The organism is uncultured Maricaulis sp., from assembly GCF_963975345.1.
Taxonomy (GTDB): Bacteria; Pseudomonadota; Alphaproteobacteria; order Caulobacterales; family Maricaulaceae; genus Maricaulis.
This window is the reverse complement of sequence record NZ_CAXBGE010000013.1, coordinates 100717-115121: the sequence shown is the minus strand read 5'-3', so window position 1 is coordinate 115121 and position 14405 is coordinate 100717. Positions and strand designations below refer to the sequence as shown.

Below are 14405 nucleotides of genomic sequence, written 5' to 3'. Positions count from 1 at the left end.
TTGTGGGGGAATGGGTTTGCGGCATTGCGCCCGTCAGGGGAAATTGCTTCAGCTCGCGCCCAGCCAGATCAACCCGATCAGGATAGCGGTCATGCCGGCCGCATAACCCGTCAACAGGAGCGGCAGCCGCAGAACCGTGCCGATCCAGCTTGAGCCGTAAAATGCGCGCTCCTGCAGGGCCGCGAAGACCTGGATGGCAATCCCCAGCACGGCGAGGGGGATGATCGTGAGCATGCTGGTTCCACCGAGATTGAAGGTCAGGATGATCAGCAGCACAGCCGGCACCATGCTGGCATTCCAGTACAGGGAATAGACGATATGCTCGATCACCCGCCGCTTGGGATGCAAGACCATGTTCAACACGGCAAAGGCGGCCACCATCAACAGGAAGGCCTGACTGGCGATGGCCGCAGCGCGCGCTTCATAGGCTGCCGGGTGCCGGATGGCCGCGATGACCACCCGCTCCAGCACCATGCGCTCAACCCAGCTGACCCCATTGGAGCTCAGAGCTGCCCGGAAGCAGTCCGCGGCGGCTGCGTCGAGCCGGCGGCCTTCAGGGGAGCTGCCACGCACGAAGAGGCCGACATTAATGCCGGAATCCCGGGCGAAGACGAGGCTGCCATCGGCAGCGATTTCGTCAGGGCCCGGCATCACGCCGCAGGTGAATCGCGGGCCGGCGTCGGCACTGCCTGCTCTTGCGTCGATCACTTCCCAAGCCTGACGTCTCGCCTCGATATCCTCGGCGGTCTGATTGCGAATGGTGGCGGCATCGGGGATGAGGGTAATCGAGACGGGCCGAATGCCGATCACCGCGCTCAACGCGAAGAAGGCCAGCGTCATGATCAGATAAAATCGCACCGGCGAGGAAAACTGGACGCGCTTGCCATCGACATAATCGCGCGCGACCCGGCCGGGCCGCGTATAGAGGCCGCGCAACGTGGTCAGGAAACGGCCATCCCAAGAGATAGCGCCGTCGAGAAAATCGGTAACCAGCGACAGAGCGGGCCGGCGCAAATCGGCTTCCGACTGGCCGCAGGCCGCGCAAAAAGGGCCTTGCAGTGGCGCGCTGCAATTGGCGCAGACGCCGTGGCCGGGCGTGGCAGGTGGCTGGGTCGGGGTCAATTCTGGCTCCTGCGCCGCGCGGGTAAACCCTATCTAGCGGGGCGCTGGGACCATGCGTCAAGGTCTGGCCCGGTCGAGGCGCTGGTTACGGGGGCGATGCAGGATGGCCAGCAATGTGGGAGATAAGTGGAGGCTTCTGTTGCCAGGTGCCTCCGAACCCCGCCTGAGCGTGCGAACACCCAGGAGTTTAGTGCGAAATTAGACGCGCTGACTAGGCAGCGAGACGAACTTCTTCAGCAAAGTTGTCATTGGCAACTTTAAGAATGAGCCTGTATCGGGCCTCACCCGGGCAAAAGCATTCCCCTTTACCCATCCGTCGATCCTGTTTCGGCCCCATAATCGCTTGCCAATACAAGCTGAAGGTAATGGTGGAGCCGCCGGGTACTGCCCCCGGGTCCGGTCTGGTTATTACGAGCGCGTTTATCGCCATAGTCAGCAAGCTGACAAAGCCAATATAGGGAACAAATCTCAAAAATTAAAGGACGCGTATCTGTTTTACTGACAGAGGCGAACAGAACCGTGCCGATCTTGACCACAGTCAGCCAGCACCCGATCCGGGCTTCAACCGCTACAAGCTCGCCTGGGACAGCGCACACGAGGTCTCTGGCAAGTGCGCAGGCAAAAGCCGGCTGCCAATTATCCCGGGCGTCGCTCAGTCAGCCAATACCAAACAGGATGCGGGCCGAACCGAAGGCTCGGACCTCGATATCGGTCCGGTTCATTTTCGCCCGTTTCCTGCGGTCACCGGATCATTCCATGAACCAGCCGTGGCTGACGACCATCGACTGACCGGTTAGCGCGTTGGTCGGGAAGGCGGCGAAGAGGTGCGCAATCTCGGCGACGTCCTCGACGGTGGTGAATTCCTTGTCGACTGTGCCGCCCAGCATGATCCGGTTGACGACCTCTTCCTCGGAAATGCCCAATTCCTTTGCCTGTTCGGGGATCTGCTTTTCGACCAAGGGGGTTTTAACGAAGCCGGGACAAATGACGTTGGTCCGCACTCCATGCGCCGCGCCCTCCTTGGCGATCACACGGGCCAGGCCCAAAAGCCCGTGCTTGGCGGTGACATAGGCCGATTTCAGCGGCGAGGCTTCCTTGGAGTGGACCGAGCCCATGAAGATGATCGCGCCGGATCCGGCCTTGTACATATGTGGCAGGCAGGCCTTGCTGGTCAGGAAGGCGCCATCGAGATGGATCGAGAGCAGTTTCTTCCAGTCATCAAAGGGAAAATCTTGTAATTCATGCACGATCTGGATGCCGGCATTCGACACCAGCACATCGACGCCGCCCCAATGGTCCACCACCTTGAGAACACCGGCATTGACCGCCGCCTCGTCGGTGACGTTCATCGCGACGCCGATTGCTTCTCCCGGGCCCATCCGAGTCAGTTCGGCGGCCGTTGCCTCGGCTGCGTCCAGCGCCAGATCGGCAATCGCGACCCGTGCGCCCGAGCGCACATAGCGTTTGGCGATCTCGGCGCCGATCCCGCGCGCAGCACCGGTGATGATGCAAACTTTTCCATTCAAATCCATGACGGGTCCTTTTCTGATCTTCGGTTAGGGGCCGGCCGGCACCAGGTGCGGCGGCTCACTTGAAATGCGGTATGTAATCATGAACGACTTTTCCGAGCCCAATCGTGAGATCCGTCAGAATATGTGTGGCCGACAAGACCTCAAGCACCGGCAGGTCGGCCACCGGCGCCAGAGCATGACTGTGCAGCTCGAGCCCGGCCGGGCCACTCCAGGCCCCCTTCACCGTGACATCCTCGAGATAATATTCGACCAGTTCGCAGATGCGCGGCGAGCAGTCGACATCCGGGATAATCTTCAGCAGGAAACTCGGCGTGAGCAGGCTTTGAAGTACCGTGTCGTGGTCGATCTCGCGGTGCTTGTAGCCCATGGTGCCGCTGGCCACCTGGATCGAGCCGACGTCGAGGGTGCCGACCAGCACATTTTTTTCCACATGCAGGCAAGGTTCCGCCAGTTTCTTGGGGAAGCCCCAGATCTCCCGTCCGCCGGCAATCGGGCTTTCATCATTGAGGTACATTGAGTGGACATAACCACCCTTGCGGCCTTCAAAGCTGACCGGAATGACCTGCCCGGACTCGGTGTAGTCGCCGAAGCCGGTCGAATCCGGCATCCGAATGAATTCGTATTTCACGACGGGTTCGAGGACTTCCAGCGGTTCGGGCACCACGGCCCGCAGCGCGTCCATATCGGTGCGGTAGCTGATAATCATGTATTCGCGGTCGACGAATCTGTAGGGCCCTGGCGGATAGGACGGATTGGTCAGCGGCATCGCAAAGGCGGTGTTGCGGATCTGTTTCAGGTCCATGTGCAGCTTCCTTCAGGCAGGCTGTTGTTTTGCCTGCGCTCTGGTTAGATCAAAAACCCGGATATGGGCGCTCATCTCGTCGTCCGTGTGACGCGCCAACCAGTCCGGGTGATTCAGCGTGGTCGCGACGTCGTGTTGGCCGGCCTGCCAGTGGTCATGCATCGAGGCGCGTGAAAACTCGTAATCCTTTGACCGGCTTTCATGTCGGGTCTGTCGATAGATCAGGTGGGCGATGGTGAGATTGGGATCATTGTCATTGGACAATAATGCGCGCGCATCGGGGTCATCGCGCAATTCGGGCGGAAGCTTGTCATAGAGCCGTTTGCCGGCCGTGCGCGTCAGATGCATGTCGCACAGAAGATCGGTGTTCAGACGGGTCCGGCTGGAAAAACGAATATCCTTGGTCCGCGCCTCGATGTCCCAGATCGACGCCGGGATCTTGCCGCGGGCATTGAACAGATCGACCTGGAAGATGCACAAATCCTCGGATTGCCGTTCGTCGTAGACATATTGCAGCGGCGTGTTCGACACCAAGCCACCGTCCCAGTAATATTGCCCGTCGATCTCGATGGCTGGAAAGCCCGGCGGCAAGGCCCCGCTGGCCATGATATGTTCGGGTGTGATCGTCTGTTTCGAGTTGTCAAACCAGGTCATATTGCCGGTTTCAACATTGACCGCGCCGGTCGAGAGCCGGACGGCACCCGTGTTGAGATAGTCAAAATCTGCCAGTTCCAGCAGCGTTTTGCGTAGCGGTGCCGTATCATAAAAACTGCTGGCGTCGGCAGTGCCGGCGGGCATCAGGGCCGCGGGCGGAAAACGCGGCGAAAAGAACCCGGACACCCCCTGTGCCATCGTCGCATTGGCGCTCATCTCGTTGTAGAATCCGCGCGGCATCAGATCGGCGATAAAAGGCATTTCGGTGCTGCCGGACGAAACCATATCCCAGAAGGCGCGAAGCCGGTCGACCCGATGTTCCGGCGGATTTCCGGCAATCAACACGGCATTGATGGCGCCGATCGACACGCCCGCCACCCACTCGGTGCGTCGCCCGCTGGCGAACAACGCCTCGAAAGCGCCAGCCTGGTAAGCACCGAGCGCACCGCCGCCCTGCAATACCAGCACATTGTGTTCGGACCTCGTATTCATCGCTCGCTCCAAGCCGTCTGCCGACTTTGCTGAATTCGCCCAATCGAGATCTCAGGCCCTCGAGAGCGGGTCCATATCGCGGTCTCGCTCACCTACGTGCCGCATGAACCGTTGGTGGTATTTGCCGCTCTATCCGCCGGCAACGCAATCGCTGAATGTGCCCAAAGTGGGCGGAAAACGCCTTGCGCCAGCCCACGCGAGGCGCAGGCTGGCGCACAAGGCGCTCTCAGACGGCCCGGGCTTATATGCAGAACACATTGGTTGCTGCACCTTGTTTCCCGAACGCGCGGATGACGCTGATCGCCGCTAGTCCAGCGGCGGCGCGGACGCCCGAAAAGGGATTGCCTGACCTGTTACGTTGACGCCGTAAAAGCCTGGGCCTGCACAAGCATGAGGTCGCTGAAATCCTCAATGTCCATCGGGGGGTAGTTGGGTTGTGGGAGCGGGGCGAGTATGAGCCGCGTAAAGTATATTCCGGCTCTGATCGATTTTCTCCCAGACGATAGCTGGTTGCCGGACGGTTCATTCGACGCGAGGCTCTATCGGTTTCGCGCGCAGCGTCGCTGGTCGCTGGAGCGAATGGCGAAATGGTTGGGCAAGAATGAGCGCAGCGTCCGCAAATGGGAGGATGGAAGGTATCCCGATCCTGCCGAACTCGCTCAGATCGACGGCAAAATGGCCGCCTATAAGACCCGGTGACGCGCGTATTCCAGGACCAGCGAGTACGTGCTCTCGCGCGGTTCTTCACCACCATCGAGAAACGACACCTGGCAGCGCCGACCATGGACGGTATGCTCCACGGCCAAACTCTGCTGTTCTTCAGAGCAGCCCTACGGAAAAAGTCTTACATAAATGAGCTTGCCTATATTCTCATCACCATCGTTAATCATCAGCGGCGCCGTGCTGTTCACCATGCTGTCCGCGCTTGCCTTCATCGACGCTCGCGAACAGCGCCTGCCCGACATCCTCACGCTGCCCTTGATGGTTTTCGGCTTGATCGCCGGTTTTCTCAACGGGATGCCTCTATGGTCGGGAGTTTCCGGCGCCGCCATTGGTTATGCCAGCATGGTCGCGATGGAAATTGGCTATAGACGCGTGCGCGGCGCGGATGGTCTCGGGCGAGGCGACGCGAAACTGTTTGCGGCGGCAGGCGCTTGGTGCGGCCTGATCGCCTTGCCCTATATCCTGTTGTTGGCCAGCGCGAGTGCGTTGATTTTCGTGCTCACCGCGCGACTTGCCGGTGCCATCACATTGTCCGCCAAGACACGGATAGCCTTTGGTCCCTTTTTGGCCTTCGGCATTGCGGTGGTCTGGATTTGGAACAACGCCCCGCTCGCCTAGGTGTCGATTCTCAAACCGTGGCTCAGCACAACGTGGAACGTTTTGGCTGGAGGTTGGTCTTCCGGCAAAGGGGGGTGTGGGGGAGGAGCGGCCGTGCCTTCGTAGCGAGGCTCACAGGCCTTCACGCACCGAGTGGTAGAACCTTGTACGCAGTCTGGCTTTGGCAGGCGGCGCGAAGCCTTCTTTGGGGGAGGTGCCTCGTGGGCTCGGGAATTCGCCTCGGGACTCGTCGAATTGACCACCTGAGACTGGAAAACACCTCAAGTTTGGGTTGGTGTTCGTGCGGCCAACGCAGCGGCGAGTTCCCACCAGCGAAATTAGTTTTCAAGCGTGCGCAGGGTTAAACGCTCAACGGGTGCTCGGTCGCAAAATTCGTGTTGATTGAGTATCCCGCTTGTGTTTACCATCATCCACAGCGTGCATTACCGGTTGTTTCGCGCAACCTTTGATGTGGGGTTTGACTAAACCAAGGGGGATTGCATGCGATTTTTTCTGGTTATTGCGGGGGTGCTGACATTGTCCGCGCCCGCCTTCGCGACCGAGACTGTGACCTATACCTATGACGCGCATGGCCGCGTCATCAAGGTTGTCCATTCCGGCTCGGTCAATAACGGCGTCACGACGGATTATACCTATGACGATGCCGGCAATCGCATCGAGAAGAAGACGACCGGCGCCTGACGCCGCTCCGATCTCGTCTGAATTCCTTCACAAAACTCCGCCAGCTAGCCCGGGGCAACCGCCATGCCGAAATTTACCATCTCATCCATTGTGTCCGGTTTTGCCTGCGCGCTGGCGCTGACCGGGGCTGGTCTGGCACTGCAGCCTGGCGGCGGGGGCGCGCCGCCTCCCGTGGGTGGCGGCGCTGTGCCGCTCGACGTGCCGGTAACGGATCCCACGGGTGTCGACCTGGTTGAGGCGAATTTCACCGCGCATTCGCCGGTTATCTCGATCGGTGCGCCGGGCGGCGGCCTGTCCTATGGCCAGACCTATATCGGTGATGACTGGCGCCATGATGTGATGGGCACGGTTACGGTCGTGCCGTACGGTGGGACGACCCGACTGCTCGTCACTGTGATGGGGGAGGCGACACTGTTTGGGTTGTCGGGGGGGCAATGGCAACCGGTCCATGCCGATGGCTCGACGCTGGTCGCCTCCGGATCGCCTTACCAATACACCTACACCTCGCCATCGGGTGCTGTCGCCGTATTATCGACCGGCCTGATCGGCAATAATCCGATCTATGGCGGTGATGTCGCCAATATTGTTTCGCTGACCATGCCCAATGGCGACCGGCTCGATTATCATTATGCCAGCACCACGTTCAACACGACGATCCAGAATCCCTGGGGTAATCCGATCGTCAAGACATGGACCACCTACCGTCTGCAATCTGTGACCTCCAATCGCGGCTATCAGCTGCATATGGATTACGGCCGCGATGCCACGCCGACCAATTTCATCGATCTCGGCGCCTGGACGCGGATGGACCGCGCCACCTTGCTCAATAATGCCGTCGATTACTGCTCACCGACCGCCAATGCCTGCTCCTACAGCCAGACTTGGCCCTACCTTGCCGTCGCGGAGCTGAGCTCGACGAGCCGCACCTATACCGATGTGCTCGGACGCGTCACCCGCTTCACCGTCAATACGGCCGGCAATGTGACCGGCATACGCCGGCCGGGCAGTGCTTCGGACAATGTCACGGTCAGCTATGACAGCAATCAGCTGGTGACGGCGATCAATCTCGACGGGCTGAGCTGGGGCTATAGCGCCGTCAATGGCGGTTCGACCCGCACCATGACGGTGACCAATCCCGGCGGCGGGAGCACCAAGGTCGAATCCAGCCTGGCGACGGGCCTGGTCAGCGCGACCGAGGATGCGCTCGGCAAGCGGACACTCTTCACCTATGACGCCTCATTGCGTCTGTCGCGCGTGACCGCGCCGGAAGGTAATTATACGGAATACAGCTATGACAGCCGTAGCAATGTCACCGCGGTGAGCCAGGTTGCCAAACCCGGTTCCGGTCTGACCACGATCACGACGAGCGCTGCTTATCCTGCCAGCTGCTCAAACCCGCGCACCTGCAATCAGCCGATATCGGTGACCGATGCGGCCGGGCGCAGAACTGATTTCACCTATGATCCGACCCATGGCGGCGTGCTGACCGCAACTGCGCCGGCGCCGTCCGGCAGTGCGCCGGTCGGCAGCGGCGACCGGCCGCAGACGCGCATCACCTATGCCCCGCTCTATGCCTGGTACAAGCGCACCTCCTCGAGCATCATCCAGGCGGCCACGCCGGTCTATCTGCCGACCCAATCCTCGACCTGCTCCAGCGGCACATCGCCAAGCTGTATCAATACCGCCAACGAACAACGCACCATCGTCGCTTATGGCGCGACCGGCGTGGCCAATAATCTTGTCCCGGTTACCGCCACCGCCCAAGCCGGCAATAACACGCTGATCGCGACCACCACGCTGGCCTATGACCATGTCCGCAATCTGCTGACCGTCGATGGCCCGCTTTCGGGCACCGCCGATACGACGCGCTATCGCTATGACAATGCGCGCCAGATGATCGGCCAGGTCGGACCCGATCCCGATGGCACCGGCTCGCTCGCCTATCCCGCCCAGCGCACCACCTATAATTCCGATGGCCAGCCGACCAAGGTCGAGTTTGGCACCGTGACCAGCCAGTCTGATGCGGCTTGGTCCGCCTTCGCCCTGATCGACCGGCAGGAAGTGGTCTATGATGCGGCCGGGCGCGCCGCCCAGGCGCGTCTGATCAACGGGGCCAGCTCGGTCCAGGCGCTGATCCAGTATTCCTACAACAGCGCCGGACGGATTGATTGTGTCGCGCAGCGGATGAATGCCGCCACCTGGGCTTCCCCGCCCAGCTCGGCCTGCACGCCGGCCACGGCGGGCTCTTACGGGCCAGACCGTATCAGCCGCAATACCTATGATCTGCTCGGCCGCGCCCTCACCACGACCAGCGGCTATGGCGTTGATCCGATCGTCGAGGCAACGCGTGCCTACAGCAATAATGGCCAGCTGGTCAGCCTGACCGATGGCGAAGGCAATCGCACCCAGTATCTGCGCGACGGTTTCGACCGGCTCGCCTCGATTGAATACCCCAGCCCGACCACGCCGGGCACCAATACGGGCAGTGATGACGAGATCTATACCTATGATGTCTATGGCCGTCTCGCCAATCGGCGGGTGCGGACCAATCAGCAATTCTTCTACACCTATGACAATCTTGGCCGGGTCACCAATGTCGACGCGCCGTCGGGGCAAAGCGACGAAACCTATACCTATGACCTGCTTGGCCGGGTGCTCAGCGTTGTCGCCGGCAGCCAGACCACGAGCCAGACCTATGACGCGCTTGGCCGGATGGTGACGCAGAGCGGTGCGCACGGCGCGGTGTCCTATCAATACGATGTCGCCGGTCGACGTACGCGGATGACCTGGCCGGATGCCTTCTATGTCACCTATGACCACGATGTCGCTGGCGCAGTCACGGCGATCCGTCAAGGCGCCGGCTCAACCCTGCTCGCCAGCTTCACCTACGACAATCAGGGCCGCCGCACCGCTATCACCCGCGGAAACGGTGTCACAACGACCTATGCTTTCAACAGCGCTTCGCGGCTGAGCACGCTGACGCAAAATCTCGCCGGCACGACGAACGATGTGACGACGAGCTTCACCTATAATCCGGCCGGCCAGATCGCGACCCGGGCCGCGTCCAACGATGCTTATGCCTGGAACGGGCATGTCAATCTGGACCTGCTCTACGGCATCGATGGCCTCAATCAGATCACCAGCGTCACCGGCCAGACCGCACCAGTCTATGACGACCGCGGCAATATGACCGGCGATGGCGCGCACACCTTCGGATATGATTATTCTAACCGGCTGACCTCAGTCTCCGGCGGGGTGACATTGGCCTACGATCCGCTGGGCCGGTTGGGCACGCTTCAGGTCGGTTCGGTGTCAACCGGCTTCCTCTATGACGGCGTTGACATGATCGCCGAATATAATGGCAGCGGCGTGCTGCAGGACCGCTATGTCCATGGTCCGGCCACGGATGAACCGCTGGTTCACTATACCGGTTCCGGTACCTCGACTCCGGAATGGCTGATCGCCGACGAGCGTGGTTCCATCGTTGCGCTCACCAATGCCTCGGGTACGGCCACGGCCACCAACAGCTATGACGAATACGGCCTGCCCGGCGCCTCCAACAGTGGCCGTTATGGCTATACCGGGCAGGTCTGGCTGGAAGAGACCGGCCTCTATCACTACAAGAACCGCGCCTACAATCCCCGCCTCGGCCGCTTCATGCAGACCGATCCGATCGGTCAGGCAGGGGGGATGAATATCTATGCTTATGTGGGTGGGGATCCGGTGAATGCGCGGGATCCGTTGGGGTTGGCGTGTGACCCGGCAGATGCGGATAATCACACCCACCATTGCGTGTCCTACCCGCGGCGTATTTTCCTTTATTTGAACTGGGCGAATCCTGTGGGGCCGTCTGCGAGCGGTCCAGATGGGGATGGTGCGGGCGGCGGTGGCGGTGGTCGGAATCGTGGGGATGAGCGGGAGCCCCCAAATCCCTGCAATGTGGATCTGATGACTGCTGGGAATTTCCTTGCCGATGCTGGAGATGTCCTTGGGAGGGTCGGCGCAGGAGCTGCGGTCCTTGGGACAGTCGCGCTTGTAATGGGAGCAACGACAGTTACCGCGCCTACATTATTTGTGGCCGCGACCGTGGTTGGGCTCGTAGGAGGAGGCGCATACTTGGTCTCCGCCGCAGCACATTGGGCAGGTGGAGGTACGCCGCAGAACGCGATCCTCGGAGCAGGATCCTTGGCCACAGGGGGAGCGTTGGGCTTCATGGCTTGGGGAGCCAGAGGCTTCAAAGCCGTTAGCACGCTTTCGGCATCGGGTAGATTGCTTCATAATAACTTAGCAGGCCTAGTCGTGCCCGCTGGCCTTGGCTTTAACCTTACGAGCCTTGCAGTACCCAGCAGCCACCAATATTGCGAAACGTAGGATGACCGCACATGAAACCTCTTAAAATGGTATTGACGAGTGGGCAGAAACGGGTTTTGACGATAGTTTTGATTGTATTGGTTGTGGCATCGTCAATAAACGTGTGGTTTCATCTTGGAGTATTTGGTGAATACGACAACGTTATTTTTGGTATAACTCCAATTTTAGCTGTGATCGTTTTCTGGGTGCTTGGCCTCAAACCATTTATCGATCACGATAGCGAGGACGATAGCAAATAGACCGTGTGAGTACCGGGACAGACGCAATAGGCTGCACCCCGTCCGTGAGTGACGGTCATTGAGAATAGTCGGCGGTATTCATCAATCCCTGTCCGTCCCCACAGCCCAACACCGATCCACCCTTCCGCCGCGACGCGACCGCAGCGGTCGTGACGCCGCCGCACCTCGATCACGCGCGGTAATGGCGTTACCACAAGCTATGCATTCGACAACGCCTCGCGTCTGAGCACACTGACGCACAATCTGGCAGGCACCACGAGCGATCAGACCACGAGCTTTACTTATAACCCGGCCGGCCAGATCGCCACGCGCAGCGCTTCCAATGATGCCTATGCCTGGACCGGACATGTCAATCTTGACCTGATCTATGGCACGGATGGCCTCAACCGGATCACCAGCGTCACCGGCCAGACAGCACCGACCTATGACGGTCGCTACAATATGACCGGCGATGGCGTGCGCACCTTCGCCAAAAATAAATGGTGACAGGCACCTATTTCAAAATAAATGGTGACAGGCACCCATTCCAACGTCAATTACCCTGGCTCGCGCGCCGCCATGCGTGGCCGCCCACGCGGCGCTGCCCGCAGGGACTGGCCGAGCCGCCGCTCCAGTTCGCACAGCCAGCCCGCCTCGCCCATCGGATAACCCGGCCCATCGAACAGTCCGATCCGGGCCTCGATCTGCGCATTGAGCCCGGTCTCCAGCTAGGCGGCCCAATCGGGGATGCGGTCGAGGAAGGCCGGGCGGGTCAGGAGTGGGTCGAGCCGGCCATCCAGATGCGCCGCCGCGCTCGACCAGGGCCAGTCCCGGGCGCTGTCACACAGGCGCGCCATCACCGGATTGAGCTCGACATAGCGCACCGCCGCCAGCGCATGCCCCTCATCCATGGCATAGGAAGCAAAACGGCCCTGCCACAAACACCCCGTCCGTCCCTCGCGCGCATTGACCGCGAGCGTATAGGCCTGATGCACACGCTGCATCAACGCCGCCAGCGCCGCCGGCCGGGCGGGCACGAGAACAAGATGAACGTGATTGGGCATCAGGCACCAGGCCCAGCACAGGACACGCTGGGCCGCGCAGGCCGCGATCATCAAATCGCGATAGAGCGCGTAATCCTCCTCATTGAAGAAGGTTTGTTGCCGCCGGTTGCCGCGCTGGGTGATGTGGTCCGCCGACCGGTTGAATCCAAGGTGTCCCTGTTTTTTACGACTTCAATTGCCCGCGCGATTGCCAATCTGTCGGATGCACTGGAACTGGTCGTTCTGGAGCCTGGAGACTGGCGGCTGGTCGGCTTGACTGCTGAATAAACAGTGACACGCACCTGTTCTGGCCGACCGGATCCGACCGTTCTCGTCGAGATGGGGGCGATGTATCCAGTGCGAAGCATTCAAAATTCGCTCTCCAAATTATACTGATAATGCATTGCCCAACGCTTGTTGACGGATAGAAATGCACCCCTTGATTGTGAAATGTGCTTCAGATACAGTTCTGGCACGCCCCGCGACCGGAGCGTTGGTGGTTTGATCGATAAGCCGCTGAGGTTGTGAGTATTGCTGCTTGGAGTGCAGCTTTTGAACTGATTCAATAATTTGGGGGCCAAGCTCATCTTGCTCCAAAATCAACTTTGGTAGTGTTGCTAAATATCCGTGCTGTTCTTTATTTTGCACCTGTCGACCGAGACGAAACCGGGTGAGCGTGACCGTGTTTTAAACCGTGATTTAAGATAACTTGATGGGGATGTTTCATGTCAGTTTCACGACGCAAGTTTTTGTTCAAAGTGCCGGTTGCTCTTGCGGCCGCTCCGGTAACGGTTGCAGCGGCGTCGGTCGTAATTCCGACGGTGTTGGCGGGCGCGGTAACGGGCAGCGCTTCGGCGGGCACATTAAGTGCTCCGACTCTCCTTAATGTACGCGATTATGGTGCGTTAGGTGATGGATTCACGAACGACACGACTGCGATCAATAACGCGATCGCAGCGCTCACCGATCATTCCGCCTTGTATTTCCCGCCAGGAAAATACCTGACCAGTGGTCTGTCCACTTTGTCCAACCGAAAATATGTGACCGTGTTTGGCGATTCCGCAGTGCTCAACCAGATCAGCCAGGCAAACAACACTTGGGTTGTTGACCGTACCTGTGAAAATATCACCGTACGCGGCCTGACATTCGGTGGGGCAGCGACATCGCGTCTCAATGGCGTGCATCTCCGTTTTCGGGCTTCAAAATCGGTCATTGAGAATTGTGAGTTTTATGGCTGCTCCGATTTCGGCCTGCAAATCGGTGATCACACCAACGCAATCCCGACCCAGGACGTGCAGGTCATCAGTTGTTACGCCCACAACACCCAAGGCGATGGCTTTCATGTCAACAATGCCGACGGCGTCATATTTGAGGCGTGTACCGCCCGCGATACTGGCGATGACAGTTTCGCCGCCGTTGGCTATGAGGCTTACGCCAACACGGTCAAAAATGTTCGCTTCCTGAATTGCGTGGCTTACAACGCCGGCTGGCGAGGGTTTCTGCTTCAATACGCGAACGATTGCGCCATTATTGGATGCCGTGTGAATGGCGCCCAAGGGGCCGGCTTGGAAGTTTCAGCGAATGCGAGTTACTCCACCATTTTCAACGAAGACATTACGATCAAAAACAGCGAGTTTTTTGACACTTGCGCTGTATCCGGGCCACCGGCTGGGGTCGGACTTTTCTTCTCAAAACGCCTCACTATCGAAAATTGTCATGTTGAAGATACCGTCGGAACGAACAATTACGCGATCTTTGATGTTGATGACTTGACGGTCAAAAAGTGTTCCGAACGATTTACTCGTCCGGGGTATGGCCGAGGGATCCATATGGTCGATATCAGTTCGGTAAATGGTCGCTCGCCGCGGACGAACTGGGGCAAAATTCAGATCGACGGTTTCGATTTTGACCATCAGCAATCCAGTAATAATGAGGCGATATATTTTGTGCCCCAGGCCAGCATTACTGTGTCGGCGATTCTTGTTGAGGGCGTACGCGGTTTCAGCGCCGTGACCGGGAATTACCTTTCTATCCACAGCCCGCGCTTCACGACCGGTAAAATAGGCAACTGCACGAGTATGGAGGGACGCCCTGTTTACACCGGCGCCTTCATTCCCTTCAACATGAACTAGAGAATGGATGAAATAGG

Annotated in this window: 12 protein-coding genes and 1 other RNA gene; 6 read left to right on the top strand and 7 right to left on the bottom strand. The window is 59.4% G+C overall.

What is annotated here, in order from left to right:
- Positions 1 to 48 precede the first annotated feature (48 nt).
- The 5 genes from AAC029_RS14145 to AAC029_RS14125 all read right to left on the bottom strand — a co-directional run bounded on the left by AAC029_RS14145 (position 49) and on the right by AAC029_RS14125 (position 4602).
- Positions 49 to 1122, bottom strand: coding sequence for a DUF3667 domain-containing protein (locus AAC029_RS14145; RefSeq protein WP_339749039.1), 1074 nt, complete (start codon positions 1120 to 1122; stop codon positions 49 to 51).
- A gap of 125 nt (positions 1123 to 1247) precedes the next feature.
- Positions 1248 to 1606: a transfer-messenger RNA gene (gene ssrA, locus AAC029_RS14140) on the bottom strand.
- Positions 1607 to 1871: 265 nt separating this feature from the next.
- On the bottom strand, positions 1872 to 2654 hold the full coding sequence (locus AAC029_RS14135; protein ID WP_339749037.1) for a 3-hydroxybutyrate dehydrogenase: 783 nt from the start codon (positions 2652 to 2654) through the stop codon (positions 1872 to 1874).
- Positions 2655 to 2709: 55 nt separating this feature from the next.
- Positions 2710 to 3456, bottom strand: coding sequence for an acetoacetate decarboxylase (locus AAC029_RS14130; protein ID WP_339749034.1), 747 nt, complete (start codon positions 3454 to 3456; stop codon positions 2710 to 2712).
- A gap of 12 nt (positions 3457 to 3468) precedes the next feature.
- A complete protein-coding gene (locus tag AAC029_RS14125) occupies positions 3469 to 4602 on the bottom strand; it encodes a patatin-like phospholipase family protein (protein ID WP_339749029.1) in 1134 nt (377 codons plus the stop codon).
- Positions 4603 to 5055: 453 nt separating this feature from the next.
- Here AAC029_RS14125 and AAC029_RS14120 point away from each other — a divergent pair, with 453 nt between their 5' ends.
- The 5 genes from AAC029_RS14120 to AAC029_RS14100 all read left to right on the top strand — a co-directional run bounded on the left by AAC029_RS14120 (position 5056) and on the right by AAC029_RS14100 (position 11234).
- Positions 5056 to 5301 carry a helix-turn-helix transcriptional regulator gene (locus AAC029_RS14120; RefSeq protein WP_339749027.1) on the top strand — a complete coding sequence of 82 codons (246 nt, stop codon included), beginning with the start codon at positions 5056 to 5058 and terminating at the stop codon, positions 5299 to 5301.
- A 213-nt stretch (positions 5302 to 5514) separates the two neighbouring features.
- Positions 5515 to 5943, top strand: coding sequence for an A24 family peptidase (locus AAC029_RS14115; RefSeq protein ID WP_339749024.1), 429 nt, complete (start codon positions 5515 to 5517; stop codon positions 5941 to 5943).
- A 480-nt stretch (positions 5944 to 6423) separates the two neighbouring features.
- Complete coding sequence (locus AAC029_RS14110) at positions 6424 to 6624, top strand: RHS repeat domain-containing protein (RefSeq protein WP_339749021.1); 201 nt, start codon at positions 6424 to 6426, stop codon at positions 6622 to 6624.
- 63 nt (positions 6625 to 6687) lie between these two features.
- Positions 6688 to 10995: an RHS repeat-associated core domain-containing protein gene (locus AAC029_RS14105; protein ID WP_339749016.1), complete on the top strand. Its 4308-nt coding sequence runs from the start codon at positions 6688 to 6690 to the stop codon at positions 10993 to 10995.
- An 11-nt stretch (positions 10996 to 11006) separates the two neighbouring features.
- Positions 11007 to 11234 carry a hypothetical protein gene (locus AAC029_RS14100; RefSeq protein ID WP_339749014.1) on the top strand — a complete coding sequence of 76 codons (228 nt, stop codon included), beginning with the start codon at positions 11007 to 11009 and terminating at the stop codon, positions 11232 to 11234.
- Positions 11235 to 11941: 707 nt separating this feature from the next.
- On the opposite strand, the gene AAC029_RS14095 is transcribed toward AAC029_RS14100, so the two are convergent.
- Positions 11942 to 12400: a transposase gene (locus tag AAC029_RS14095; protein ID WP_339749093.1), complete on the bottom strand. Its 459-nt coding sequence runs from the start codon at positions 12398 to 12400 to the stop codon at positions 11942 to 11944.
- Between the two features lie 243 nt (positions 12401 to 12643).
- Complete coding sequence (locus AAC029_RS14090) at positions 12644 to 12904, bottom strand: hypothetical protein (protein ID WP_339749012.1); 261 nt, start codon at positions 12902 to 12904, stop codon at positions 12644 to 12646.
- 77 nt (positions 12905 to 12981) lie between these two features.
- On the opposite strand from AAC029_RS14090, the gene AAC029_RS14085 reads away from it, so the two are divergent.
- Positions 12982 to 14388, top strand: coding sequence for a right-handed parallel beta-helix repeat-containing protein (locus tag AAC029_RS14085; RefSeq protein ID WP_339749007.1), 1407 nt, complete (start codon positions 12982 to 12984; stop codon positions 14386 to 14388).
- Positions 14389 to 14405 lie beyond the last annotated feature (17 nt).

Coding starts and splice junctions, on each gene's coding strand:
- AAC029_RS14130 (WP_339749034.1), bottom strand. CDS start 3,456: ATGGACCTGAAACAGATCCGCAACACCGCCTTTGCGATGCCGCTGACC.
- AAC029_RS14135 (WP_339749037.1), bottom strand. CDS start 2,654: ATGGATTTGAATGGAAAAGTTTGCATCATCACCGGTGCTGCGCGCGGG.
- AAC029_RS14085 (WP_339749007.1), top strand. CDS start 12,982: ATGTCAGTTTCACGACGCAAGTTTTTGTTCAAAGTGCCGGTTGCTCTT.
- AAC029_RS14105 (WP_339749016.1), top strand. CDS start 6,688: ATGCCGAAATTTACCATCTCATCCATTGTGTCCGGTTTTGCCTGCGCG.
- AAC029_RS14120 (WP_339749027.1), top strand. CDS start 5,056: ATGAGCCGCGTAAAGTATATTCCGGCTCTGATCGATTTTCTCCCAGAC.
- AAC029_RS14115 (WP_339749024.1), top strand. CDS start 5,515: ATGCTGTCCGCGCTTGCCTTCATCGACGCTCGCGAACAGCGCCTGCCC.
- AAC029_RS14125 (WP_339749029.1), bottom strand. CDS start 4,602: ATGAATACGAGGTCCGAACACAATGTGCTGGTATTGCAGGGCGGCGGT.
- AAC029_RS14100 (WP_339749014.1), top strand. CDS start 11,007: ATGAAACCTCTTAAAATGGTATTGACGAGTGGGCAGAAACGGGTTTTG.
- AAC029_RS14110 (WP_339749021.1), top strand. CDS start 6,424: ATGCGATTTTTTCTGGTTATTGCGGGGGTGCTGACATTGTCCGCGCCC.